The organism is Dyella marensis, from assembly GCF_049532885.1.
Lineage (GTDB): Bacteria > Pseudomonadota > Gammaproteobacteria > Xanthomonadales > Rhodanobacteraceae > Dyella_D > Dyella_D marensis.
The window spans coordinates 2,423,464-2,446,577 of the sequence record NZ_CP064029.1; the positions used below are offsets into that span (position 1 = coordinate 2,423,464).

At 65.8% G+C, this 23,114-nt stretch carries 25 protein-coding genes; 12 read left to right on the top strand and 13 right to left on the bottom strand.

The annotated features are described in order from the left end of the window. Positions 1 to 851: 851 nt before the first annotated feature. Together ISN75_RS10685 and ISN75_RS10690 are read right to left on the bottom strand one after the other, a co-directional pair. Entirely contained in the window at positions 852 to 1,478 is a 627-nt protein-coding gene (locus ISN75_RS10685) for a hypothetical protein (protein WP_343821600.1), read from the bottom strand. A 102-nt stretch (positions 1,479 to 1,580) separates the two neighbouring features. Then, the gene (locus ISN75_RS10690; protein WP_343821598.1) at positions 1,581 to 2,297 is read right to left on the bottom strand and encodes a CBS domain-containing protein; all 717 of its coding nucleotides are present in this window, start codon (positions 2,295 to 2,297) and stop codon (positions 1,581 to 1,583) included. 203 nt (positions 2,298 to 2,500) lie between these two features. Between ISN75_RS10690 and ISN75_RS10695 the strand changes: the two genes are divergently transcribed. Genes ISN75_RS10695 through ISN75_RS10715 form a run of 5 tightly spaced genes read left to right on the top strand, consistent with a single transcriptional unit; the run spans position 2,501 to position 6,295 of the window. Then, positions 2,501 to 2,707: a dodecin family protein gene (locus ISN75_RS10695; protein WP_343821597.1), complete on the top strand. Its 207-nt coding sequence runs from the start codon at positions 2,501 to 2,503 to the stop codon at positions 2,705 to 2,707. A 28-nt stretch (positions 2,708 to 2,735) separates the two neighbouring features. Continuing rightward, positions 2,736 to 3,569 (top strand): universal stress protein, encoded by an 834-nt coding sequence (locus ISN75_RS10700; RefSeq protein ID WP_343821596.1) that lies wholly within the window; start codon positions 2,736 to 2,738, stop codon positions 3,567 to 3,569. A 49-nt stretch (positions 3,570 to 3,618) separates the two neighbouring features. Next, on the top strand, positions 3,619 to 4,380 hold the full coding sequence (locus tag ISN75_RS10705; RefSeq protein WP_343821594.1) for a glucose 1-dehydrogenase: 762 nt from the start codon (positions 3,619 to 3,621) through the stop codon (positions 4,378 to 4,380). 16 nt (positions 4,381 to 4,396) lie between these two features. Next, positions 4,397 to 4,834 carry a universal stress protein gene (locus ISN75_RS10710; RefSeq protein WP_343821592.1) on the top strand — a complete coding sequence of 146 codons (438 nt, stop codon included), beginning with the start codon at positions 4,397 to 4,399 and terminating at the stop codon, positions 4,832 to 4,834. A 57-nt stretch (positions 4,835 to 4,891) separates the two neighbouring features. Next, a complete protein-coding gene (locus tag ISN75_RS10715) occupies positions 4,892 to 6,295 on the top strand; it encodes an MBL fold metallo-hydrolase (protein ID WP_343821591.1) in 1,404 nt (467 codons plus the stop codon). Between the two features lie 24 nt (positions 6,296 to 6,319). Here ISN75_RS10715 and ISN75_RS10720 read toward each other — a convergent pair whose 3' ends face one another. The 3 genes from ISN75_RS10720 to ISN75_RS10730 form a co-directional block, all read right to left on the bottom strand. Next, positions 6,320 to 7,207 carry a universal stress protein gene (locus tag ISN75_RS10720; protein WP_343821590.1) on the bottom strand — a complete coding sequence of 296 codons (888 nt, stop codon included), beginning with the start codon at positions 7,205 to 7,207 and terminating at the stop codon, positions 6,320 to 6,322. A 13-nt stretch (positions 7,208 to 7,220) separates the two neighbouring features. Further along, positions 7,221 to 7,793, bottom strand: coding sequence for a GNAT family N-acetyltransferase (locus tag ISN75_RS10725; RefSeq protein WP_343821588.1), 573 nt, complete (start codon positions 7,791 to 7,793; stop codon positions 7,221 to 7,223). A gap of 113 nt (positions 7,794 to 7,906) precedes the next feature. Further along, positions 7,907 to 8,707, bottom strand: a complete 801-nt coding sequence (locus tag ISN75_RS10730; RefSeq protein WP_343821586.1) for a universal stress protein — start codon at positions 8,705 to 8,707, stop codon at positions 7,907 to 7,909. Between the two features lie 188 nt (positions 8,708 to 8,895). Between ISN75_RS10730 and ISN75_RS10735 the strand changes: the two genes are divergently transcribed. Further along, positions 8,896 to 9,327 carry a universal stress protein gene (locus ISN75_RS10735; protein ID WP_343821584.1) on the top strand — a complete coding sequence of 144 codons (432 nt, stop codon included), beginning with the start codon at positions 8,896 to 8,898 and terminating at the stop codon, positions 9,325 to 9,327. Positions 9,328 to 9,333: 6 nt separating this feature from the next. Beyond that, a complete protein-coding gene (locus tag ISN75_RS10740; RefSeq protein ID WP_343821582.1) occupies positions 9,334 to 10,572 on the top strand; it encodes an MgtC/SapB family protein in 1,239 nt (412 codons plus the stop codon). A gap of 4 nt (positions 10,573 to 10,576) precedes the next feature. Here ISN75_RS10740 and ISN75_RS10745 read toward each other — a convergent pair whose 3' ends face one another. Beyond that, on the bottom strand, positions 10,577 to 11,863 hold the full coding sequence (locus ISN75_RS10745) for an Nramp family divalent metal transporter (RefSeq protein ID WP_343821581.1): 1,287 nt from the start codon (positions 11,861 to 11,863) through the stop codon (positions 10,577 to 10,579). Between the two features lie 122 nt (positions 11,864 to 11,985). On the opposite strand from ISN75_RS10745, the gene ISN75_RS10750 reads away from it, so the two are divergent. Both ISN75_RS10750 and ISN75_RS10755 read left to right on the top strand, forming a co-directional pair. Next, a complete protein-coding gene (locus tag ISN75_RS10750) occupies positions 11,986 to 12,738 on the top strand; it encodes a response regulator transcription factor (RefSeq protein ID WP_343821579.1) in 753 nt (250 codons plus the stop codon). Continuing rightward, positions 12,735 to 14,741, top strand: coding sequence for a PAS domain S-box protein (locus ISN75_RS10755; RefSeq protein WP_343821578.1), 2,007 nt, complete (start codon positions 12,735 to 12,737; stop codon positions 14,739 to 14,741). Before ISN75_RS10750 ends, ISN75_RS10755 begins: the two co-directional genes overlap by 4 nt. Before the next feature lie 9 nt (positions 14,742 to 14,750). Here ISN75_RS10755 and ISN75_RS10760 read toward each other — a convergent pair whose 3' ends face one another. Next, positions 14,751 to 15,452, bottom strand: coding sequence for a Crp/Fnr family transcriptional regulator (locus ISN75_RS10760; protein ID WP_343821576.1), 702 nt, complete (start codon positions 15,450 to 15,452; stop codon positions 14,751 to 14,753). Positions 15,453 to 15,645: 193 nt separating this feature from the next. On the opposite strand from ISN75_RS10760, the gene ISN75_RS10765 reads away from it, so the two are divergent. Then, positions 15,646 to 16,671, top strand: coding sequence for a hypothetical protein (locus ISN75_RS10765; RefSeq protein ID WP_343821574.1), 1,026 nt, complete (start codon positions 15,646 to 15,648; stop codon positions 16,669 to 16,671). Positions 16,672 to 16,710: 39 nt separating this feature from the next. On the opposite strand, the gene ISN75_RS10770 is transcribed toward ISN75_RS10765, so the two are convergent. The 6 genes from ISN75_RS10770 to ISN75_RS10795 all read right to left on the bottom strand — a co-directional run bounded on the left by ISN75_RS10770 (position 16,711) and on the right by ISN75_RS10795 (position 21,377). After that, entirely contained in the window at positions 16,711 to 17,592 is an 882-nt protein-coding gene (locus ISN75_RS10770) for a ribose-phosphate diphosphokinase (protein ID WP_343821572.1), read from the bottom strand. Beyond that, positions 17,589 to 19,163 (bottom strand): thymidine phosphorylase family protein, encoded by a 1,575-nt coding sequence (locus ISN75_RS10775; protein ID WP_343821570.1) that lies wholly within the window; start codon positions 19,161 to 19,163, stop codon positions 17,589 to 17,591. The genes ISN75_RS10770 and ISN75_RS10775 overlap by 4 nt, the downstream gene beginning before the upstream one ends. Positions 19,164 to 19,176: 13 nt before the next feature. Continuing rightward, the gene (locus ISN75_RS10780) at positions 19,177 to 19,623 is read right to left on the bottom strand and encodes a CBS domain-containing protein (protein ID WP_343821568.1); all 447 of its coding nucleotides are present in this window, start codon (positions 19,621 to 19,623) and stop codon (positions 19,177 to 19,179) included. A gap of 32 nt (positions 19,624 to 19,655) precedes the next feature. Further along, positions 19,656 to 20,306 (bottom strand): BON domain-containing protein, encoded by a 651-nt coding sequence (locus ISN75_RS10785; RefSeq protein WP_343821567.1) that lies wholly within the window; start codon positions 20,304 to 20,306, stop codon positions 19,656 to 19,658. An 86-nt stretch (positions 20,307 to 20,392) separates the two neighbouring features. Continuing rightward, positions 20,393 to 20,638 (bottom strand): DUF6868 family protein, encoded by a 246-nt coding sequence (locus ISN75_RS10790; protein WP_343821565.1) that lies wholly within the window; start codon positions 20,636 to 20,638, stop codon positions 20,393 to 20,395. A 22-nt stretch (positions 20,639 to 20,660) separates the two neighbouring features. Further along, positions 20,661 to 21,377 (bottom strand): CBS domain-containing protein, encoded by a 717-nt coding sequence (locus ISN75_RS10795; RefSeq protein WP_343821563.1) that lies wholly within the window; start codon positions 21,375 to 21,377, stop codon positions 20,661 to 20,663. Between the two features lie 223 nt (positions 21,378 to 21,600). Here ISN75_RS10795 and ISN75_RS10800 point away from each other — a divergent pair, with 223 nt between their 5' ends. Next, positions 21,601 to 22,173, top strand: a complete 573-nt coding sequence (locus ISN75_RS10800; protein ID WP_343821561.1) for a hypothetical protein — start codon at positions 21,601 to 21,603, stop codon at positions 22,171 to 22,173. 140 nt (positions 22,174 to 22,313) lie between these two features. Next, the gene (locus ISN75_RS10805) at positions 22,314 to 23,009 is read left to right on the top strand and encodes a VIT family protein (RefSeq protein WP_343821560.1); all 696 of its coding nucleotides are present in this window, start codon (positions 22,314 to 22,316) and stop codon (positions 23,007 to 23,009) included. Positions 23,010 to 23,114 lie beyond the last annotated feature (105 nt).

A 23,114-nucleotide genomic window follows, 5' to 3' on the forward strand; every position in this document is an offset into this window, starting at 1 on the left:
GGGTTCGTGTCACTCACAGCATAAGGCTGGCTATCCGCGTCACTCACTTCCGTCCAGTCCGGCTGGCCGTGCGCGCAATATATCGTTCGTCCCCGGGGATGCCGAGAGGGAATGTTCGACCGGCCCACACGCGCACTGCTCCAACCCCGCTGCGCCGTGCCGCACGGACGGACGGGGCGGCGCCGCCGTCACCGGTCGGCCCCGCTCGCAAGCCGGATGCGGCGCGCGGCAATCGGCCCTCGTGGGTACCGACGGCAAGCCATTGAGAAATTTCCACATGAGGAATTGTTTGCCGAAAACGCATAGTCATGGCACTGGCCATAGGCTGTGCGGCGACCAGACGGGCCGGCGTGTCCGGTCGGCTCATGCCAGAGCGGGCTTGAGTGGCGAACCCGCGCGCTGCCGGCTCCATTACGTCTGCGCGGCCCTCCCGTGCTCGCGATACCCGCGCATAGCCTGCATACCCGCGGTGTTGGATGAAAATCGTCCAAGCATCAAGCAATCGCGTTCCGATACTCTGGACTAGGGCGCGGGCTTGCGAGCAGCACCTATCTGCGAATCGCGCGGGTCCGCCGACCGGCGTGGCGGAGCTGTCCTGTTTTGGTAGAACCAATCGCTAGGCACTGGCTCATTGGGAGTTCCCGTCAAAGTTGAACAAGCCGACAACATAGGGCCACATGCGGAGGAGCACGCGGCGATGCGCTGTCAATCGCTGTTGGCACTCGGGTCGAATGCCGTACTCTCCTACCCGCGATAACACGGGCTTATCGAAGTCCCTAATTTTTGCTTCGCCGGTCGGCTAGGCACCTTTCGATACCGGCTCGCCGCCGTTTGCTCACTTGACCTGATGATCAGGCACCTATCGGCGAATTCGGTCTCGTTGTGCACGCTGGGCGCTCATGACCTTCTCGGGCCTCCGAAAAATCAACTACTAGAACGATCAATGGGCTAACTGACGCATCGTCAGTGGATCCCGTTCTTGCCATCCAGCTACGCATGCCCTTGTCGCCCCTGGTCGGGTGACAGGCATCGAAACCCAGGCTTCTCGTTCTGATGAGGTACTCGCATACCGCATCTCGACGGACATGCTCAAGGTCGGTGTTGCCAGAATCACTATCTTCGTCAAGGCTTCTTACAGCCACTACTGCTCGCGGAAAGTCGTCCGAAACAATCCTCGAAAATTCGCTCAAGAATCGCTTGTCATCATCGCAAAGCGTGGCCGTATCGCCTGAAAAATGGATGGGTGCGTCAACACGAATGCCACCTTTGACATGAACAACATTGACTGCGTAGATAGCCAGGCTCCTTTGCATCCGCTGCCAAAGCTCATCAATTTCCTGCTGCTGCCACTCGTCATTGGCTCGCAATTCATCGATTGCGGCTTCGAAATCGGCTTTCTTGACATAGTCTTGGCAGCCGCTCGTAGCCAGGGCCGTGACCCCAGCTAAAGCAATAACAGCTCGACGACAAGGCAGCACGCCATTACTCCGTCTGTGTAAGACCTCTTTCGCCTCACGGGAGGGGTAAGCCATTGCGCATGCGAGCCGACTCCCATGAGTTTCCCGGCGCTCTTGACTCGCTCACGCTCCAGGTTCGTGCACCACCATGCCCGTCATAGGCTCTATGGTCGTAATCTGATCTTCCACGCGCATCACGCCAGTCATGTTTCCTGCCATCACTAGCAACGCCTCACGGACGTCGTCGTTCACGATCACGCCATGCAACGTAACCACGCCGTCGTGGACATCGGCATGCACTGTTCCGCGAGGCGTCCACTGCCGTGCATCAAATTCGGCACGCAAACGCGTTGCTATTGCCGCATCCGACAAGTCTTCAGGGACGGCATCTGGTAGCTCCCGAACGAAGGCGCGCAGCAGATCGGCGCGACTGAGGATGCCGACAAGCGCATGGTTGCGTAAGACTGGAAGACGCTTGACTCGATGCTTTTCCATGAGACCGACGGCCTCAATCAGCGGCGCTCCTGCATCCACCGTAATCACATCACGCGTCATCACCTCACCAACATGGCGGGCATGCGAGGCAGTGAATTCGCGTGCCTGACGACCCGGGCCGAGTATGAAATCCAGCCAGGCTGGCCGTACATGCCCGGCCTCAGTCTCAATCTCAGCCCGGTGCATCAGGTCAGCTTCCGTCAGGATGCCGACAAGCGCGCCATGCGCATCCACCACCGGGAGGCCGCTGATGTGTTCGCGCAACATGCTGCGCATGGCGTCTATCAAGGGGGTGTCCGGCGTTGCCGTGATGACGTTAGTGGACATGGCGTGGCGGACTTTCATGGCAGTTCTCCGGTCATAAGTCATCGGTACGGAGCCGCCCGTATCGGCTGCCCGCCCGTTGCGTCATATGCTCCGCTCGCCCATCAGGAGCTCCGTTGATACAGGTCAACAAGCCGCGCCCCTCGCCTGCCTACATTGTCCGCGAAATGCCGGGGCGCCACGCGAGCGCCGCCGCAGTCACTCACGCGCTCGAGGGACAAGCCATGAATGAAGTCGCCAAGATCATCGAGATCAGCGCCGCCTCTCCCCATAGCCTGGAAGACGCGGTGCAGTCGGGTCTGCGCAAGGTCGCCGCCACCATCGACAAGATCCAGGGGGCGTGGGTCAGCGACATCAAGGTACGCACCACGCCAGGCGGCGACATCACTGAGTGGCGCGCTTGTTTGCGCGTCAGCTTCATCGTGGACTGACCTCGTCTGTACTTATCGGAGTCATGTCATGCGCGACATCCTTGTATTTTCGGAAAGTTTCAAGCACTGGGGGCCGGCTATCGAGTACGCCGCACGATTGGCGGGTGCCTGCGATGCCAGGCTCACCGGCATCTGGGTCTGCGCCTCGCCGCTTTCGGTGGCCCCTTCGTTCGAAACCCCGGAGCTGCTCAGCGAGATCCTCGAGGCCACGATGGAGCTGGAACGCGAAGCCGCCGCAGCCGGCCCTGCTTTCTCCAGCCACGCGGCGAAGTTCGCTGCTCACCTTGCAGCTTGGCAGGTGGCCGAGGGCTACGTGCCCGATGCTCTGGCGCTGGCTGGCAACTGGCATGACCTGCTGGTGATCGAGCGTACAGAGCGCGCCATGTGGGGTTCGCTTTCAGCGGTGGGCAATATTGTCCTCAGTGCAGGCCTTCCCTGTCTGGCGATTCCGGGTGAAGCCTCCAGTCATGTGCCCGCGCTCGATGTCGTGGCCATCGCATGGAACGGATCCAGCGAGGCGCTGCGCGCGGCACATGCGGCGCTACCTCTGCTGCAGCGCGCGCGCCGCATCGTGATTCTGAGCGGCGAACAGCGCCCGCCCGCCAGTATGGCGGCATGGCAGCCACCCTTCGACCTTGAGGGCTACTTGCTTCGCCATGGCCTGCGCGCTGATCACATGGTGATCCAGGGCGGCACGGAAGACGATGTCGGCGCCGCGCTTTTGCGCGCCGCCACCGAGGTCGGGGCGGGGCTGCTGGTCATGGGGGTATATGGCCACACCCGTTTCCGCGAATGGGTACTTGGGGGCGTGACGAGGTACGTGCTCACCCATGCCGGGCTGCCACTGCTGCTGCGGCATTGATGTCCGCGTGGCGCAACGTGCTCATCCGTAACCTCGCAGGAGTACGCTCATGAACAGGCTTGAAGGCAAAGTCGCCCTGATTACCGGCGGCGCCCTGGGTATCGGCGCCGCCTGCGCACGGCGCATGATCGAAGCCGGCGCCCGCGTCGCGATCGCTGACGTGCTCGACGAACCAGGCCAGGCGCTCGCCCGCGAACTCGGCGAGCACGCCTGCTACCTTCATGCCGACGTTTCGGTGGAGGACGACGTACGCCACGCCGTCGCGGGCACGGTCGCACACTTCGGACGGCTGGATGTGTTGGTCAATAATGCAGGCATTTCCGGCACCAACAAGCCCACGCACGAACTCACCGAGGCTGAGTGGGACCACGTGCAGGCGATCAACGTGAAGGGCGTATTTTTCGGTACCAAGCACGCGATCGCACCTATGCGCCTGGCTGGCGGCGGCAGCATCATCAACCTCTCCTCCATTTATGGCCTGATCGGCGCGCCTGACATTCCGCCCTACCACGCCTCCAAGGGCGCCGTTCGACTGATGGCGAAGACCGATGCCCTGCTCTACGCGGCCGATCGGATTCGGGTGAACTCGATCCATCCTGGCTTCATCTGGACGCCCATGGTCGAATACCATCTCTCGACCTTGGGCGGCGACGCTGCTGCAAACCGGCAGGGCGTCGCGTCCTTGCATCCGCTCGGCCATCTGGGCGAGCCCGATGACATCGCCTGGGGCGTCGTTTATCTCGCTTCCGACGAGGCGAAGTTCATCACGGGAAGCGAGCTGGTGATCGACGGCGGCTATAGCTGCCGCTGACTCCGAGGAGACACTCATGTTCAAGCACATCCTTTTGCCAACCGATGGTTCCGAGGTATCCCTGCGTGGCGTGCAGCTTGGCATCGGGCTGGCTCGCTCGTGCGGTGCCGGCGTGTATGTCCTGCACGTCATCCCGCCCTTCCATACCTTCACTTATGTGGCGGAAATGCTTGCGGCGACGGAGGCCACTTATATGGAAGGCGCAGTCGAACGCGCCGAGCACTACGTCGCCGACGTGCGCGACTTGGCAGCGAAAGCAGGTGTGGCCTGCGATGGCGGTCACGTGGTCGGCGACGCACCCGGCGACTGGATCGTTCGGGAGGCTCAGCGCCACCAGTGCGACCTGATAGTGATGGCCTCGCACGGTTGGAGCGGCATCACCAAGCTATTGCTGGGGAGTGAAACGCAGCGGGTGCTGCAGACCAGTTCAGTGCCGGTGCTGGTCTGCCGCTGAACTGCTGCTGCCGGGTCGATGGTGGTGTTCGCTGACACCGATGGAGGAAGCACGGGCATGAGCGCACGCATGATCTACAGCGCCCACGGTGCCGCCAGGCAGGTGACTGGCTCGTGCCACCTGGTGAGCTGCGGCGAGCGGCGTATGCTGATCGACTGCGGGATGTTCCAGGGCGGCAGCGAGCACCGTGACCTGAATTATCAGCCGTTCGGCTTCGAGCCGGCAGACATCGATGTCCTGCTGCTCACCCACGCGCACCTGGATCATTGCGGGCGCATTCCGCGCCTGGTGCGGCAGGGTTTCCGCGGCCGGATCCTGTCTACGGCAGCCACCCGCGACCTGGCACGCATCGTGTTGCTCGATGCCGCTGGCCTGCAGGAAGAGGACGCCGCCCGCGCCGAACGCAGCGGCCGCCGCCGTGGCGAACACGCCAGGGAGCCGCTGTTCACCCTCGACGACGCGCTGCACTCCCTGGATTATTTCGACACGCCGGCAGCCTACGGGCAGACCGTTCCGGTGGTGGCCGGCATCTCGGCGTGCTTCCTCGATGCCGGCCATATTCTCGGCTCTGCCTCGATCCTGCTCACGCTGGAAGACCAGGGGCGCAGCCGCACCATGCTGTTCTCCGGCGACCTGGGCAATCCCGGGCGCCCGATCCTGCGCGATGCCACGCCAGCGCCCCCGGCCGACTACGTGGTGATGGAAACGACCTACGGCAATCGCCCGCATCGTGCCCTGCCCGACTCGGTCGGCGAGCTGTATCGCGCCATCCGCGAGACCTTTGGGCGCGGCGGCAACGTGGTGATCCCGACGTTCGCGCTCGAACGCGCTCAGGAAATCCTCTATTACCTGCATCTGGGCGCTGCCGAGGGCAAGCTGCCCGCGCGCATGCCGGTATTTCTCGACTCGCCCATGGCGATCTCGGCCACCGAGATCTTCCGGCGTCATCCGGAATGCTTCGACCCACCCTTCCTTGCGCAGTTGCGCGACGATGATCCCTTTGCCATGCCCGGCCTGCGCTTCACCCGCGATGTCGAGCAATCGATGGCGATCAACCGCATCGAAAGCGGCGCGGTGATTCTCGCCGGCTCCGGCATGTGTACCGGCGGTCGCGTCCGCCATCACCTCAAGCACAATCTGTGGCGCGAACGCTGCAGCGTCGTCTTTGTCGGCTATGCCGCCGAGGGCACGCTGGCTCGGCGCATCGTCGATGGCGCCAGCTCGGTGCGCCTGTTCGGCGAGGATATCCAGGTGCGCGCGCAGGTATGGACGATCAACGGCTTTTCGGCGCATGCGGACCAGGGCGCGCTGTTGGATTGGCTGGGCCGGTCACCGCGGCGCGAGGTATTCCTGGTGCATGGCGAATACGAGCGCGGCATGGCCGCGATGGGCGAGGTGCTGCAGCAGCGCGGCATCGCCTGCCGGATCCCCGGCATGCACGAACCGATCGTGCTGGATTGAAAGCCGGCTGTGACGCAGGTCGGCTCAGTGCTGCATCAGCACCGGCAAGCTGGCCTGCCCCAGCACCCGCCGGGTCGCGCCGCCCAGGATGCGCTCGCGCAGCCGCGACCGTCCATAGGCGCCCATCACCAGCAGATCGGCATTCATGCGCTTGGCTTCGTGCAACAACGCGTCGCCGGCTTCGTGCGCGGAGGCATGGATGCGCCGCCGCGTGGCGGCAATGCCATGCCGCGCCAGATGCTCCAGCGGATGGAAGTGCGGCTTGATCGCCCCTTCGTCCTCCAGCACCGCGGCGGCGCCGTCCAGCAGCACCACCTCGCGGGACATCGCCAGGAACGGGAGCGCGGCATGCATGGCGCGCACGGCCTCCAGACTGCCGTTCCAGGCCAGCAGCACGCGCTCGAACGTCAGCTCTTTGTCCCAGCGCGGCGGCAGCACGAGACAGGGCTTGCGGCAGCCGAGCAAGGCTTCGCCAAGCAGCTCGAAGCCGCCGTCGTCGTCGCCGATATCGCGCTCCAGCACGATCAGGTCATGCCAGGCGCCCAACTGATGCATCGAGCGCGCCAGTCCGGTCTGTGCACAGATCCAGCTTGCCCCTTCCACGCCGCAGCGGCGCGCCAGCGTCGCGAAGGCCTCGGCCTCGCCTTGCGTGTCCCTCGGCGGCTCCAGCAGCAGCGACAGCACGCTCGGCTCGGCGTCCAGTCCGCGCATGGTGCGCAGTGCGGGGTCGATGAAGCACCCGGTGACATGACTGTCCCAGGGTTTGGCCAGCGCGAACGCCGCCATGACGGCGGGACTCCACGGGCCGGACGAGGTAACCAGGGCAAGGATCTCGGCGGGGAAATGGCGGCTTTCGCCGCGCGTGGTTGCCACGCGGCGCGGCTCGTCGGATCGTCGCAAGCGCAGGCTCATGGGATGGCTCCGGTCACAGCTCCAGGGTGTGCACGGCGCGGGCGGGGTCGTCCGGCGACAGCTCGCGCCGGAAGCCCAGGAAATCGGCGAGGTGATGCATGTTCTGGTTCGAGGCATCGTCGATCGAGAACATGCGCTTGAAGCCGTTGCCACGCGCCACGTCGATCAGATGCCGCATCAGCAGCACGCCCAGCCCCTTGTTCTGCCATTCGTCGGCCACGGTCACTGCGCATTCGCACTGCCGCTCTTCGCTGGTGGCGGCGTAGCGGCTCACGCCGATCTCGCGCAATTCACCGTTCTCATGCAGCAGTGCCACGAAGGCGACCTGGCGTGGAAAATCGACCTGCATCAACTGATCGACCAGCGCCGGGCTGGCCTGGCGGAAATCGCCCAGGAAGCGGTAGCGGCGCGCCGCCGGCGACAGGCGGCGGATGAAATCCTCTTCGCGCTCCCGGTCCTCGGCGCGCAGCGGGCGGATCAGCACCGGACTGCCGTCGCGGAGATGCTCGATCCAGTGCGTGCCGGTAAGCAGGTGCGGGAAGTTTTCGAAGGAACCCTTGGCGGGCTGCGGTGCGCTGGTGGTCATGGCTGGCTCCTGGCCGGGTGATGGCGTGGCCCTGGGCGGGGCGGATGCGGTCGAGTCCTGTGTATGCCGCCTTTGCTCATGGCGATTTGACTTCGGTCAACTGCGGCGCGCTTTCAATGCGCGAGCAGCAATGGCATGCGCGTATGGGCGAGCAGCCAGCGTGTCGCTCCGCCCAGTACCAGCTCGCTCATTCGCGAACGCCCCCAGGCCCCCATCACCAGCAGTTCGGCGTGCCGTGCCTGCGCCTCGCCGTGCAGTGCCGGCCCGATGTCCTGCTCGGGAGCGAAACCGATCCAGCGGAAACGGATGCCCTGGCGCCCGAGCCATTCGCGCAGCGGCAATGGCGGCAGCGCGGGCGGCATGCCGGGCGGCATGCCGCGGTCGCCGTCGAACACGGTGACGTCATCGGCCTCGCGCAGCAGGGGCAGTGCGGCATGGATCGCCCGCAAGGCCTCGGGGCTGCCATTCCAGCCGATGGCGACGGAGCGGAAGTCGAAGCTGCCGACGTAGCCGTGGGGGATCAGCAGCAGTGGCGCAGAGCCGGCGAATAACGCGCGGCTCAGTTCGCCCGCCACCGTCGGCGCCTGCGGCGACTCCACCGGCAACGGACTCACCAGCAGGTCGGACAGCAGCGAGCGCCGCGCCAAGGTGGGCACATAGCTGCCCTGCGGCAGTTCCAGCTCGCCTGCCACCTCGTGGCGGCGGCACAGCTCGCGCCACCATGCCCGTCGCTCGGCGGCCTCCTGGTCGCTCAGCGACAGCGCGTCGGGCATGCCGAACGAGCCCAGCAGGTTCGGCGGCATGATCTGCAATCCCGTCAGCACGGCGCCGTAGCGCCTGGCCAGCGCGAGCGCGCAGGCCACTGCCGGCTCGGCCTCGGTGGCGAGATCGACATTGATCGTAATGTCACGCATGGACGGCACCTCCCGTCGCGATGAAGCATTCGATGGATGGCATCGTGCGACGGGCCGCGCCTCCCCCGATTGATGAAGGTCAAGCCAGCGCTCTCCCAGCCATTCGCTTGACCGGCATCAACAAGCATCCGGCGCGGGCACAGCAAGCTGGGTCCATGCGCGGGCCGCCGCCTGCGGGAGCAACCTTCATGTACAAACACATCCTGCTCGCCACCGATGGCTCGCCGGCCGCGCGCCGCGCGGAAGATGCCGGCATCGAACTGGCAGCGCGGCTGGACGCGCGACTGCACGTGCTGCGCGTACTGGAGCCTGAGCCGGCGGTAAGCCTGGTGGCCGACGTAATCCAGGGCGAGGTCCCTGCCCTGCGTGCGCTGCTGCGCGCCGACGAGCACCTGGCCAAGGTACGGACGGCAGCTGCTTCGGCTGGCGTTGCGTGCGAGACCGAGCACGTATTCGACAACCGGCCTTATGCCGCCATCGCCGGCGCGGCCGGCAAGCATCGCTGCGATCTCATCGTGATGGGAGCGCACGCTGGCGGCGGACTCGGCGAGCTGCTGCAAGGCGACGCCACGCGCAAGGTCATTCTCAACTGCGACGTATCGGTACTGGTCTGCCGGTGACTGGCCGTGGCTTCCTCCGACCTTGTCGGCCTGGCCATGGCGCTGGGTATCGGGCTGCTGATCGGACTGCAGCGCGAGCGCGCCAAGGGGCGGGCCGATAGCGCGAAGGGCGAGCCGGGGCTGCGCACCTTTCTGGTGCTGGCCCTGGCCGGTGCCGTGGCCGACCGGTTGGGCACCCCAGCCATTCTGGCCGCGGGACTGGGGGTGGCCGCGCTGCTGGCCATGAGTCGCTGGCAGCGCCGCATCGAAGGCGCGGGCCCCTCCGCCGAGGTCGCCATGCTGGCCACCTTCCTGCTTGGCATGTTCGCGCTGCATGAGCGCGCGCTGGCCGGCGCGCTGGGGGTGACCGTGGCGGTGACCCTGGCGGGTAAAGCCAGACTGCATGCTCTGGCCAGGCACTGGCTGTCCGAGCGCGAGCTGCATGATCTGTTGATTCTGGCCACGGCGGTGTTCGTGGTGCTGCCGCTGCTTCCCGATCGCGCGATCGATCCCTGGCAGGTGCTCAACCTGCGCAAGCTGTGGCAGCTGGCGGTGTCCATCATGGCGATCGCCTCGCTGGGCTATATCGCGCTGCGCGTGTTCGGTTCGCGTCTGGGGCTGGGCCTGGCCGGCCTGGCCGGCGGCTTCGTCTCCAGTACCGCCACCATCGCCGGCATGGGGGAGCGGGCGCGGGCGTCTCCGCCGCTGGCGCCGGCGGCTGCCAGTGCGGCGCTAATGTCGAACGTCGGCACCATGGCGCAAATGGCGGTGGTGCTGGAGACGATCTCGCCGCCGCTGTTAGGCTTGCTGACTGTGCCGCTGGCTGTTGCCGGTGCGGTGGCTGTGCTTGCTGCCTTGGTATCGAGTCGCCATCTGCTGGCCAATCGCGAGCAGGTACGGGCGCTGGCCGGCTCGCGCCCGTTCGAGCCGCTGGCGGCGATCCGCTTCGTCGCCCTGCTCGCTGGTGTGATGGCAGTAGCCGCGATGGCGCGCGAGTGGCTGGGGCCGGGGAGTACGGCCGGTGTGATGGCGCTCTCTGGCTTAATTGACGTGCATGCCGCCGCAGCGTCGGCGGCGCAGCTCGATGCTGTGGGGCGCATCGAGCGCCAGGATGCGGTGCTCGGCATCCTGGCCGCGCTGGCGGCCAACTCCGCGTTGAAATGCGCCCTGGCGCTCCTCAAGGGCACGCCCGCCTACGCCTGGCGCGTGGCGCCGGGCACGCTCGCCATGACGCTCGCCTTCGGGCTGGCCGTACTGGCCGGCTGACGCCTCAGAACAGCATGGCCGCCACCACGGCCGCCATCGCCAGCGTGGCCAGCCAGCCGAGCCAGCGCAGCGCGCCGGTAACGCGAAAGGCGCCCATGGCCGTCTCGCGCGTGGCGATCAGCATGATTCCCGTCATCAGCGGTACCGAGATCACGCCATTGACCACGGCGGCCCAGAACAGCATGCGGATCGGGTCGATACGCGGCACGCTCAGGATTGCCCCCAGCACGGTCGCACCAGCGATGATCAGGTAGAACACGCGTGCGTCGCCTGGCTTGTTGCCCAGCCCGGCCTTGACGTCGAACGCTTCGGCCACCGCGTAGGCCGCCGAGCCGGCCAGCACCGGCACCGCCAGCAGGCCGGTGCCGACGATGCCGATGGCGAACAGTGTCGCGGCGAAGGGGCCGGCGAGCGGCTGCAGCGCGCTGGCCGCATCAGCGGCGGTCTCGATTCGCGTGACGCCGTGCGCATGTAGCACCGCCGCCGCGGTGAGCGTGATGAAGAAGGCCACCACGGCCGCGTAGAACATGCCCACGTCGGTATCGAAGCGGATGCGCGCGAAGGCCTCGCCTGCCTGTTCGGGCGCCGCGATGAGCGGCGACTGCGCCGCGTCGACCTCCTCTTCTTCCGCTTCTTCGGAGGCTTGCCAGAAGAACAGGTACGGACTGATGGTGGTGCCGAACACCGCTACCACCGTCACCATGTAGTCGTGCCAGGGCAGCCCGTGCGGCACCAGGGAGCGCCATACCTCGCGCCACGGCACGTCAATGACGCAGACCGTCGCCACGTAGGCGAACAGGCTCAGGGTCATGACTTTCAGCAGCGGCGCGTAGCGCGGGAACGGGATCACCACCTCCAGCAACAGCGACAGCGAAGCGAAGGCCAGCGCGTACAGTACCGGTGGACCGCCCAGCAGCAGGCGCATCGCCGCCCCCATCGCGCCGATGTCCGCGGCCAGGTTGACGACGTTTGCCACCAACAGCAACGACACCAGCAACAACAGTGCGGGCCTTGGAAAATGCCGCCGCATATTGGCCGCCAGGCCGCGGCCGGTGACCCGGCCCACATGTGCGCTCACGGTCTGGATGCCGATCATCAGCGGCAGTGTGAACAGCATGGTCCACAGCGTGGCATAGCCGAACTGCGCCCCCGCCTGCGAATAGGTGGCGATGCCGCTGGGGTCATCGTCGGCGGCACCGGCAATCAGGCCGGCGCCGAGGCGGCGCAGCCAGTTCTGCTTGGCTGGGGGGATCGTGCCCGCATCCATGGGGGTGGCAGTATCGATTGGCATGACGGCGATCTAGGCGTAACGGCGGATCAGGCATATTGATGCTGATCAAGTCGCCGCGGATGTAATCTCTCACCCATCTCGCGCCCATCCATCCGTGGGCCACCCTCCTTCCCGAGGCTTTCATGCATCCTGGCCAGGATTCATCCACGGAATCGCCACCCGTCCGCCTGCTGGTCGTCGAGGACGACAGCGAGATTGCGGCACTGGTCAGCCGCTATCTTTCCGGCCAGGGGTTCCGGGTCGGGGTCGCCGCCAACGGCAGCATGCTTCGCCAGGCCTTGGCCGAGGGGCCGATCGATCTGATCCTGCTGGATCTTGGCCTGCCTGGCGAGGACGGCTTCGCGCTGACCCGCTATCTTCACGAGCACTGGCGCGGGCCGGTGATCATCGTCTCAGGCCGCGGCGAGTCAGTCGATCGTGTGGTGGGCCTGGAACTGGGCGCCGACGACTACATCACCAAGCCGTTCGATCTGCGCGAACTGTTGGCGCGCGTGCGCAGCGTGCTGCGCCGTTCGGCGGCAAAAAATGCAAATGAACCGCCACCGCCCCCTGCTTCGCGCGTGCTGGAGTTCGCGGGCTACCGGCTCGATCCGGCTGCTCGGGCGTTGTACGGCGCCGACGGCAGGGACATTGCGCTGACCACCGGCGAGTACGAGCTGCTGTGCCTGTTCCTGGAGCATCCCAATCGGGTGCTGTCGCGCAACGACATCATGAGCCGCATTCACGGCCGCGATATCGGTCCGTTCGATCGCGCGATCGATGTGCAGCTGAGCCGCTTGCGCCGCAAGATCGATGCCGCCACTGACCGGCCGCCGCTGTTCAAGGCCGTGCGCGGCGCCGGCTACATGTTCACCGGCCAGGTGCGCCGCTCATGACCTTGTTCAAGGCGCTATTCGACACGGCACCGGATGCGATGATCGTAGTTGGCTACGATGGCGTGATCGTGCTGGCCAACCCGCAGGCCGATCGTCTGTTCGGCTACGGCGAAGGCGGGCTGCAGGGGCTTCCGGTCGAGGTCCTGCTGCCGGAGCAGGTGCGCCAGATGCATACGCAGCACCGCGCCCGCTACATGTCCACGCCACGCGTGCGGCCGATGGGTGCCGGTTATGAGTTGACCGGCGTGCGCCGCAATGGCCAATCCTTCCCGGTGGAGATCGGCCTGAGCCCGATCCAGGACGGCGAGCGGATCTTGTTCGCCGCCTCCATTCGCGACATCTCCGAGACGCAGCGCGCACGGCAGGCGCTGACGCGCGCCCGCTATGACGCCTTGCTGGCCCAGGCAAGCCGGTTGTTGCTTGAGTCGCCGAACCTGGATGTGGCGGTGGACAACATCGCGGTGCTGGTCGCGTCGGCGCTGCATACCGAGGCGGCGCTGATCCTATTTCGCGATGCGCATGGTGCTGACCTGCATGTCCGCGCCTCAGTCGGCCTGCCCGATCAGCTGCTGCGCAGCCTGGCTCGGCGGCTGTCACGTGGCCCATGGATGAGCGAGGCGCCGCGTGCCGAAGAAGGTCCAGCGGTGCTTTCGCGTTCCGTCGAGGGCGCGGCCACCCTGCTTAAGGGCAGCGACTTCCGCGACGCCGCCATCGTCTCTTTGCCGGACCGTTATGGCCCGATGGGACTACTGGTGGTGCCCGCGCGCGAAGCGGACAGCTTTGGCCACGATCTGCTGCATTTCCTGCAGTCGGTGGCCAACATGCTGGCGGCGGCTGTGCAGCGCAGCCGCAGCGAAGAACAGCTGTCGCATGCGCAGCGCCTGGATGCCATCGGCCAGCTCACCGGTGGCATCGCGCATGACTTCAACAACATGCTGACAGTGATCTCCGGCAATCTGCAGCTCCTCGGGATGTCGCTGCCACAGGATTCGCCGGAAGGCGAGATCGTCGATAGCGCGACGCGTGCCGCCGAACGCTGTGCCGCGCTGACCGGCAAGCTGCTGTCCTTCGCTAGTCGGCGCCGCCTCATGCCTCGTGCGGTAAGGCCCGCACAGGCGCTGAATGATCTGCGTGAAATGCTCGCGCGCACGCTCGGCGAACGCATTCGCGTGACGACAGAGTGCCCGCGCAACGTGCCGCAGATCCATGTGGATCCAGCCGAATTCGATGCCGCCCTGGTCAATCTCGCAGTCAATGCGCGTGATGCCATGCCGCGTGGCGGCCAGCTGACGCTGTCGGTGAGCGTGGAGCACATCGAGGGTGCGCATGCGTCACCGAAGATGCCGGCCGGCACCTATGTGGTCTTTCGCGTCGCGGACACCGGCATGGGCATGACGCCCGAGGTCCAGGCCCGCGCCTTGGAGCCCTTCTTCACCACCAAGGAGGTCGGCAAGGGTAGCGGCCTCGGCCTGAGCATGGTGTATGGCTTCGTCAAGCAATCGGGAGGCTATCTGGGCCTCGATAGCCAGCTTGGTTATGGCACGCGCATCAGTCTGTACTTCCCGGCGCTAGAGAACGCAACCTCGCATGAACCTGCCGCGGTGGAAGCACTGGTTCGCCACGGGCAGGAAACCATCCTGGTCGTCGAGGACGAGCCGGAAGTGCGCGCCATCGCCCTCGCCTTCCTGCGCTCGCTCGGCTACGCCACCCGTGAGGCCGACAGCGCAGCCGTCGCGCTCACCCAGCTCGAAAGCCATCCGGACATCGATCTGCTGTTCTCCGATGTCGTGCTGGGCAACGGCATGAGCGGCGCGGAGCTGGCCAAGGCTGCGCGCGACCTGTACCCCGGCTTGCCGGTGCTGCTGACGTCCGGCTATGAGCGCGGCTCGCTGGACGCGGAGGATCTCTCAACGCACGGCGTCGAGCTGCTACGCAAGCCTTATCGCATCGAACATCTGTCAGCCTCTCTGCGTCATGCCCTGGCGGCGCGCAAAGAGGGGTAAGCGCACCTGTCAGTCGGTGCAACCGGCTGCCATCCGCCGAAGTCCCGCATCGTCGAGTACCCGCACCTCGCGGCGTTCCACCGCGATCAGTCGCAGATCGTCCAGGCGAGTCATCGCACGACTCACCGTTTCGTGTTTCAGCGCAAGGAAGTTGGCCATATCGGTGCGGCGCATGCGCAGGATGAAGTGGCGCGCGCTGTAGCCCAGGCGGGCGTAACGTGCGGCCACATCGACCAGGAAGCTGGCTACGCGCTGCTCAGCGTTAAGCGTGCCGACATTGAGCATCCAGGCGTGGTCCTGGCGAATCTGCTCGGCCAGCGCGGCCGTCAGTTTCGCCTGCAGCTCGGGCATCTCGCGGCAGGCGGCGAGTATCGCCGGATACGGCAACTCCCACACTTCGCCCTGCTCCAGCGCCATCGCACTGCAGGCATGCTGCCTCAGGCCGATCGACTCGATACCCAGCAGGTCGCCGCGCATGCGGAAACCGGTGACCTGATCGCGGCCGTCGTCGGCCAGCTCCACCGTCTTCAGGCAGCCCGAGTGCACGAAGTACAGCGCCTGGAACGGCTGGCCGGCGTGATAGAGATACTGGTCTGCGGTCAGCTTGTGGCGGATCACTTGCACGTATCGGCGCAGTAGATCGAAGTCTAGGTCGGCGAACGCCGCGGCATGCGCCGTGCCCGTATCGGTGGCTTCAGCTTGCATGTTCATGGCATTCCCCATTGAGTGCGCGGTCCCTTCCGCGCCATCCAAGCTAGCGCTGTACCGTCACGAGGCGATGGCGGCACGGCAACGGTTTGTAACCGCGTGTAACACCAGTAGCGAGGCGCGTTGCGCTTGACCTGCCTCAAGGCGGCGCCGACACGGCCGTGCATGCTGGCCATGACTCAGCTGGTCACCGGACATGCAGCGCTCTCCTTTTCTCGATATGGTCGCCGTCGAAGCCTGGGACGCCTGGTTCCGCTGGCGCGAACAGGGGCTCATCCGCGACCTGTCGATCGGCGACACCTGGTTTCGCCTCACCCGTTCGCTCTCGTCAGTCGAGCCGCTGGCGACCCGCTCCGCCTGGGAGCGACAGCTGTTCGACGCCTGTGCTGATTGGCGCCTGCTGCTGGACGAGCGCATCCTCGCGGATGCGGGCACCTCGCGCCTGGGTTGGCCGCATGACGGCCTCGCTGCCGCGCTCAATCCCGCGGCCTTTGTCAGATCACCGTTCACCGCGGACGCCAGTTTCAGGTACGAAGCGTTCGAGGTGACGGCCGAGCTGGCGGTGCGCGCACTGGACAATGCCAGCCTGTTGGCCGGCCAGGGGCAGCCAGGCATCCATCTGCGCGTGGGCGTGATTGGCCTGGCCGATGCCCTGCTGCAATTGGGCCACGCCTACGACAGCGAGCAAGGTCGCCGAACAGCCCAGGACATCGCCAGCAGCCTGGCGCGCGGCTGCCTGCGCGAAAGTCTTCGCCTGGCGCACGAGCGCGGCGCAGCGCTCGCGCTGGTGGAGGCGCCACAGCAGCGTCGTCGATTGGATCAATTGTCCGCTGCGCTTCCCGCTCAAGCGGGAAGCGCGGGGCTGCGCCATGTCTGTCTCACCGCCATCGAGCCACAACGGCGGCTCGCCCTGCTCGCCAACAACGTCGCCGATGCCGTGGATCCCCTGCTTGCGCACGGTGATACCCATACCATTCTCGATGGCGATACGGTTCGCACGATCTGCTCGCCCGGCTATGCGCTTACCATCGCCGGACGCCTTCATGCCAGGCATGCCGTGCGCCGTCTCGGCAACGAACTGGCTGGCATGTCGCGCTCGGCGCAATACGCCTTGCGCAACGCCATGCAGGGCTGGATCGATCAACCCATTCGCTACGCGTGGGCCGATCCTGCGACGGACGAGACGATCAAGGCCGTCACCATGCATGCCGGCAGCGCCTGATCGGCATCCACGCCGCCTGCTTCAGATTAGGTGTGTCCTTCAACGTACCGGCAGCGCCGCCGCCAGCAGCTCCGACAGGTCGATCCTGGCCGTTTCGCCCGGCACGCTATTGGTGGTGACCACGCCGGCCACTCCTGCCGCGCGCAGGCGCTCCAGCGCATCATCGGCAAACAGGCCGTGCACGGCCACGCACCAGGGCGCGGGCATACCCAGGGCGCGCAGGCCCTCTATGGATCTGAGCAGGGTATGCCCGCTGGAAATGATGTCGTCCAGCAAGACTGGGCTGTGGCCAGGCCAGCGGGACAGGTCCGGCAGTTGCACCTGCACCTCGCGATCGCCCAGGCGGCGCTTGGTGGCGACGACGGCCGGCGCCGCCATCAGGGCCCCAACGCTTTCCACCCATGGCGCGCTCTCTTCGTCCGGGCCGATCAGCAGTGGCAGCCTCACCTGCTCGCGCAACCACCCGGCAAGGGCCGGTGCCGCCGAGATCGCCCTCCCCTGCAGCATGCCGGCATCGGCCAGGCTGCGCAGGCGATGTAGGTGCGGATCGACTGTGACCTGCCAGTCGAAATGTTCCGCCAGCAAGCGCCCGAAGATGCCCGAGGACACCGCCTCGCCGGAACGAAAACGCGCATCCTGCCGGAGATACGCCAGATAGGGCGCGACCAGCCCGACTCTGTTCGCGCCCAGTTCGCGCAAAGTATCGGCGGCCATCAGCAAAGGCAGTATTTTCTCGTCCGGCTGATTCAACGTGCATACGATGATGGCCTCGGCACCGGCTGGTGGCTCCTCCACCCGAACCAAGCCCTCGCCATCAGGAAAGCGGTGCAGATCCAGAGCGAGGCGAGCCATCCGTCGGCGACGGGCCAGCGCATCGGCCAGGTCCTGATTGCCCGGCATGGCATAGACGGCATGCCTCACGGGGCTTCTGCCAGCGTCACGATGCAGGGATGGCGACGCACATACTCCATCGCATAAGCCAGCTCGCCGCGTGTCTGCGCATGCACCGTGAACATCGGCTGGCCGGTTTCTATCCGGTCGCCGACCCGCACGTGCAATTCCAATCCGGCCAATGGCGACATCGGCGCGCCGGCCAGCTTGGCTGCACGGGACAGTTGACGGTTATCGATGGCATGTACCCGGCCACCGAGTGCGGAACGAATGGGATATTGCTGCGCGGCCCGCCCAGGAATACGCCTGCCGCCCTGCGCTTCGCAGATGGCCTGGAACTGCTGCCAGGCGGCGCCGGTGTCGAGCGCTTCTGTTGCCATCCGTAAGGCCAGCACCTCTCCGGCCGCCGCACCGGCCAGCTCCAGCAGTGCCGCGGCCAGCGCGATGGCTCGCTCGCGCAGGTCGGTCGGAGCGTCGGGTGCCCCGCGAAGTACCGCGAGTACGTCGTGCGCTTCCAGCGCCGGGCCGACCCCGCGACCGATCGGCTGACTGCCATCGGTGAACACGCAGCGCAGATACATGCCGAAATCCTGGGCGACGTGCTGCAGGCAGGCGGCCAAGGAGCGCGCTTCGATCATGTCGCGCATCTTCGCGGTAGGCCCGACGGGCAGATCGATCAGGACATGGGAGGAGCCGGCCGCGATCTTCTTGGAAAGCACGGAGGCGACCAGCTGGCCTTCGCTGTCGATGTCCAGGGCACGCTCGATCCGGATCATCACATCATCAGCCGGGCTAAGCCCGATCGAGCCACCCCAGATCAGACAGCCGCCGGTGCGCTCGACGGTCTCACGCATGCGTCGCAGCGAGATGTCCACCGGCGCGAGCATTTCCATCGTATCGGCGGTGCCTGCTGGCGAGGTAATCGCGCGCGAAGATGTCTTGGGCATGATCAGGCCCAAGGCCGTGACGATCGCGACCACGATGGGCGTCGTGCGATTGCCGGGAAGCCCTCCGATGCAGTGCTTATCGACGACCACGGCTCGGTGCCAGTCAAGGCGTGCACCGGTAGCGACCATGGCCCCGGTGAGGCTGCTGATTTCCCGCGCCGTGAGGTGGCCGTTGGCGCAGGCAGTGACGAAGGCAGCCAGTTCCAGCGCGGAATAGCGCCGCTGTGCGACGTCCTGCATGATGGCCTGGAAATCCGCGCTGTTGAGCGGCTGGCCATGAATCTTGGCGCGCACCCGCGACAGCGACTCCACGCTGGAGGGGTGCGCGAACATGGCGGTCTCGCCGATTCGCGGCGCCAGTGCGGACCAGGCCGGTTCGGACAGGCCGGCCTCCTCGGGAGCCAGCCAGCTGCCGCTCACCATGTTCAAGCGGGCCAGCAGTTGCCGCTCGCCGATACTGATCTGCACGCGGCTGTGTGCGCCGAAGCCCTCGGCGCGGCAGATCGGCGAATCCTCGTGCAGGTAGATCACATGCTCGTCGCCGGTATCGATGCCGACCCGCCGCAGCTGCGCGCAGGAAAGCACCGGCCGGGGGATCTCCGGCGGGGTCGCATCGGGCAGCGGACAGGTGGCGGGAAGGATGGGTGCCGTCATCGCGCAGGTCCGTCTAGCGGGCGGCATGATCGAGCTGCGGATCGACGATCAGGGCGTGAGCCAGATCCTCCATCAGCTCGGCCATCGCCGCGATCACGTCATCCGCGCTGACGATGCCGGCCAGCACTCCGGATGCATCGACCACAGGTAGCCGGCGCAAGCCGCTGCCGCGAAGGATGGCGATCAGCTCGGCCAGCGTGCAATCCTCGCGAGCCACCACCGGCGGTCGCGCCATGATGGCCGCCAACGGCGTGGCGTCCGGATCCTTGCCGTCCAGCAGGACCGCCGTGGCCACGTCGCGGATCGAGAGCATTCCCATCGGCACCTTTTCCCGGCGCCGGCTGCCGACCACCACCAGGCAGCTGACCTGGTGGCGGTACATGATGCGCGCCGCCTCGCGCAGACTCTGTGTGGCTTCGGCCTGGATCACCCGGTGGGTGGCAATGTCTCTGGCAAGCATGGCGGCATTCCTCCGCAACGAAGCCGCGAGCCTCAATGAATCCGCAGATGATCGATGACGTCCTGTACGCCCGGGGCGTTCCATACGGCCTGTTCCACCGCATCGCGCTCGCTCAGCGAGTCGACCTCGCCGTCCAGGATGACCGTGCCGCGGTCGACGCTGACATTGATGCCCCTGGTGTGAAGGTGCGCTTGTCGCTGCAGCGCCGCTTCGATCTTGCCCTTGATGCCATGGGTCGAGACCGGCGGCTTGATCAGGATCAGATTTACCACTTCCTTGACGCCATGCAGCCCGCGCACGCATGCGCAAGCCGCTTCCCGCGCATAACCCCAGGGCACGTCGCCGCTGAGCGTGACGCGGCCATCCTCGACCAGCACTTTCACTTGACCCTTTGGTACGGAAGCATTCCATTCAATGGCGCGATTGGCTGCGTCGGCGATATCCGCGTCCGTACGCTGGCTTTCCCCGGCCAATATGACCTGCAGCTCCACCGCAACGCCACGCACGCCGGCCACGCGCTGGGCAGCGCGCTCGGCCGCGAACTTCCCCATGTAGCCACCGACCCGGCCAGCTAGAGTAACGATGCCGTCCTTGACCTCGACGCCAATATGATCCGCTTGTACGGACAGCTCCCAGTGGAGTTCGTCGATGACATCTTGTTGCAGTTGTCGGTCGGTGCGCATGGCCTGCCCTCTGTGTGTCGGGTGATTCAGCGTGGCGCAGCAAAGCGTCGCGATTATTGATGCAGGTCAATCTGCCCAGCGACTCCTCAGCCCTCGGCCAGCGGCAGGGCGATCAGCGGAACCAGGTTGAGCAACAGAATGCCGAGCTTGTAGATCGCCAGACCGCCATAGTGAATGGCATCGAACGCCTCATCCGAAAGTCGGAACCAGCGACGGTGCATCCGGTACATCCAGCCGCGGGCAAAAATGAAACCGCCGGCCCATGCGAGCAGCACGGCATAGTTCAGGCATGTACTCCAGATCAGGACCTGCCTGATCAGCGTCGTGGTCATGGCATTGCTCCTGTGGTTGCGCTCAGCGGCGTGCCGCGCCCTGTCTCCTTTCGCGCCCTCGTTGCACCACCAGCCTGTCCGTGACGCAGGAAACCCCTGGCACGTTCTCCAGCAGCACGCGCAAGGCATGGCGCATGGCGTCGTGCGCCACGACCCCGTGAATATCGACCGAGCCGCGGCTCACCGAGAACTGCACCGCTGCGCACGCGAGCCATGGCTGTTGATGAATTTCTTCGGCGATATGCAGCTGGATTTCCGCATCCGACCATGTTCGAGCAGCAGGATCGCTGACCGCCAGGAGGCGGCCCAGCAGCACCCGCATCAGATCGGTGCGACTGATGATGCCGATCAGCCGGCCGTCGTGCGTGACCGGCAGCCTCTTTATGTGGTGTTTCTCAAGAAGCTGCACAGCGTCTGCCAATGGAGCCTCTTCATCGATCGTCAGTACCGGCATGGTCATGAGATCGCCGACGTGCCGGCTGTGGCTCTCGACGTATTCTCGCGCCATGCGGCGAGGTCCGAGCACCTTCGCCAGCCAGCGTGGACGGTGGCGCTCGGTTCCGATCTCGCTCCGGCGCAGCAGATCACCCGCGGTCACCATGCCGACGAGATGCCCATCGCTGTCGAGGACTGGGAGTCCGCTGACTCTCACGCCACGCATGATCTGCATGGCCAGCGATACGCTGTCGGTGGCAAGCACGGTACGTACATCGCAGGTCATTGCATCGGCGACTTTCATCGGCATTCCCCTTGGCGTGGCGGTGCGCGACAGCGCATTCAATGGGGTGCATAGTGCCGCCATCCGCTGCAATCCCTGTTGATGCGGATCAATTCAATCTTGCTCACCTCCGCAAGAATGCGTCATCAATGGCGGCTGTCGCGAAGGCGCGCCACGGTGGGCGATCGCGTCGCTGCAGCACCCACGTTTCCGCGCCAGATTCATCGACAGACTGAGGCGGGGTGTGCGCATCAAATTGATCGCCGTCAATCTATCGAATCCGCCGCGCGGCACCCTTAAGCCTGTCTTGGCCGAGGAAGCCATCGTGAACAAGAGCACGCTCCCGTTGCTCGCTGCTGCCGTATTCGCCACGGCTTCGACGCCACTTTCGGCGGCGGACCATCGCCTGGAATGCCGTCTCAGTTTCACTGTCAGGCAATGGTCGCCACAGCAGGCCGCCGCCACCGGCGCAGGCATGGTGACGTGCACGAATGGCTCGGCGATGCTGGTGATTGTCAGCGCCCGCGGACCAGGCATCGCCGCCGGCAGATGGGACATCACCGATGGCAGGGGGGCTTTCGGCCACGTCGCCAGGATCGAAGACATCCCGGGCAGCTACGCTGCGATCGATGGCGACATCGGCGTATCCGCAGCGGGCACCGTCCAGGCATTGACCAAAGGAGGGGTGTCATTGCGGTTGTCCGGCAAGGGGCAAGGCTTCAGTGCGGGTATCGCTATTCGTGACTTCAACATCAGCCTGCCGGTCGACAGCCCCCGCCGGTCGCATGCCGCCAAGGCGGTTGAGCCACTGGATTAGGCTACATCGATCGCTTCTCGTCGAGGCACGGCAGGCTGTCTGTACCCATCTCGAACGCTGGCAAAGTGGCGCCAACCTCGATCGCAAAGACGCTGGCCCACGGCGCATGATCTGATTTACCAAGGCTCAGGAATCGACCCATGTCTTATCGCCACCGTGAGCGTCACGTTATCGAGCACATGAGCTGGCTGCGGGCCGCCGTACTTGGCGCCAACGACGGCATCGTGTCCACGGCCAGTCTCGTCATGGGTGTCGCGGCAGCTCACGCCTCGCCGCCTGCCATCTTGGTCGCCGGTACGGCGGGACTGGTGGCTGGTGCCATGTCGATGGCGGCAGGCGAATACGTATCGGTCCACTCACAGGCGGATAGCGAAAAAGCGGATCGGGCGCGCGAGGTGGAGGAGCTGGCGAACGACACGGAGGGCGAGCACAGGGAGCTGGCCGCCATCTATGTCGGACGTGGACTCGACCCTCAGTTGGCGCGTCAGGTCGCTGATCAGCTGATGGCGCACGACGCGCTGGATGCGCATGGTCGCGATGAGTTGGGCATTACCGAGACACTCAAGGCACGCCCCCTGCAGGCGGCAACGGCTTCTGCAATCAGCTTCGCTGCCGGCGCCGCATTGCCGATTCTCGTTGTCGCGCTGGCTCCGGCCGCCGGCCTCTTGGGGTGGGTTTTCATTACGGCGTTGTTCTTTCTCGCTGCGCTTGGTGGCATGGCCGCCCGCATCGGAGGTGCAAACGTTCGCGTCGGGGCCGCCCGGATCACTTTATGGGGCGCGCTGGCCATGGCCGTGACGACGGCGGTGGGGATGCTTTTTGGAGGTGCTGGATAGGTGGTGCGAGAAGGCAGGCGCTCTCGCCATCCTCATCGGCTGGCCGCTTCCTGGGCCCGCGCCATTCGAGGGGCCACCTGAGCTGACGCGCACGCGTCGCAGGAA

Bases quoted from the DNA above. Each gene is read 5' to 3' on its own strand.
- ISN75_RS10725 (WP_343821588.1), bottom strand. From the start codon at position 7,793: ATGACCACCAGCGCACCGCAGCCCGCCAAGGGTTCCTTCGAAAACTTC.
- ISN75_RS10720 (WP_343821590.1), bottom strand. From the start codon at position 7,207: ATGAGCCTGCGCTTGCGACGATCCGACGAGCCGCGCCGCGTGGCAACC.
- ISN75_RS10700 (WP_343821596.1), top strand. From the start codon at position 2,736: ATGCGCGACATCCTTGTATTTTCGGAAAGTTTCAAGCACTGGGGGCCG.
- ISN75_RS10695 (WP_343821597.1), top strand. From the start codon at position 2,501: ATGAATGAAGTCGCCAAGATCATCGAGATCAGCGCCGCCTCTCCCCAT.
- ISN75_RS10760 (WP_343821576.1), bottom strand. From the start codon at position 15,452: ATGAACATGCAAGCTGAAGCCACCGATACGGGCACGGCGCATGCCGCG.
- ISN75_RS10795 (WP_343821563.1), bottom strand. From the start codon at position 21,377: ATGAAAGTCGCCGATGCAATGACCTGCGATGTACGTACCGTGCTTGCC.
- ISN75_RS10705 (WP_343821594.1), top strand. From the start codon at position 3,619: ATGAACAGGCTTGAAGGCAAAGTCGCCCTGATTACCGGCGGCGCCCTG.
- ISN75_RS10750 (WP_343821579.1), top strand. From the start codon at position 11,986: ATGCATCCTGGCCAGGATTCATCCACGGAATCGCCACCCGTCCGCCTG.
- ISN75_RS10710 (WP_343821592.1), top strand. From the start codon at position 4,397: ATGTTCAAGCACATCCTTTTGCCAACCGATGGTTCCGAGGTATCCCTG.
- ISN75_RS10730 (WP_343821586.1), bottom strand. From the start codon at position 8,707: ATGCGTGACATTACGATCAATGTCGATCTCGCCACCGAGGCCGAGCCG.
- ISN75_RS10790 (WP_343821565.1), bottom strand. From the start codon at position 20,638: ATGACCACGACGCTGATCAGGCAGGTCCTGATCTGGAGTACATGCCTG.
- ISN75_RS10715 (WP_343821591.1), top strand. From the start codon at position 4,892: ATGAGCGCACGCATGATCTACAGCGCCCACGGTGCCGCCAGGCAGGTG.
- ISN75_RS10785 (WP_343821567.1), bottom strand. From the start codon at position 20,306: ATGCGCACCGACCGACAACTGCAACAAGATGTCATCGACGAACTCCAC.
- ISN75_RS10775 (WP_343821570.1), bottom strand. From the start codon at position 19,163: ATGACGGCACCCATCCTTCCCGCCACCTGTCCGCTGCCCGATGCGACC.
- ISN75_RS10735 (WP_343821584.1), top strand. From the start codon at position 8,896: ATGTACAAACACATCCTGCTCGCCACCGATGGCTCGCCGGCCGCGCGC.
- ISN75_RS10745 (WP_343821581.1), bottom strand. From the start codon at position 11,863: ATGCCAATCGATACTGCCACCCCCATGGATGCGGGCACGATCCCCCCA.
- ISN75_RS10805 (WP_343821560.1), top strand. From the start codon at position 22,314: ATGTCTTATCGCCACCGTGAGCGTCACGTTATCGAGCACATGAGCTGG.
- ISN75_RS10690 (WP_343821598.1), bottom strand. From the start codon at position 2,297: ATGAAAGTCCGCCACGCCATGTCCACTAACGTCATCACGGCAACGCCG.
- ISN75_RS10780 (WP_343821568.1), bottom strand. From the start codon at position 19,623: ATGCTTGCCAGAGACATTGCCACCCACCGGGTGATCCAGGCCGAAGCC.
- ISN75_RS10755 (WP_343821578.1), top strand. From the start codon at position 12,735: ATGACCTTGTTCAAGGCGCTATTCGACACGGCACCGGATGCGATGATC.
- ISN75_RS10765 (WP_343821574.1), top strand. From the start codon at position 15,646: ATGCAGCGCTCTCCTTTTCTCGATATGGTCGCCGTCGAAGCCTGGGAC.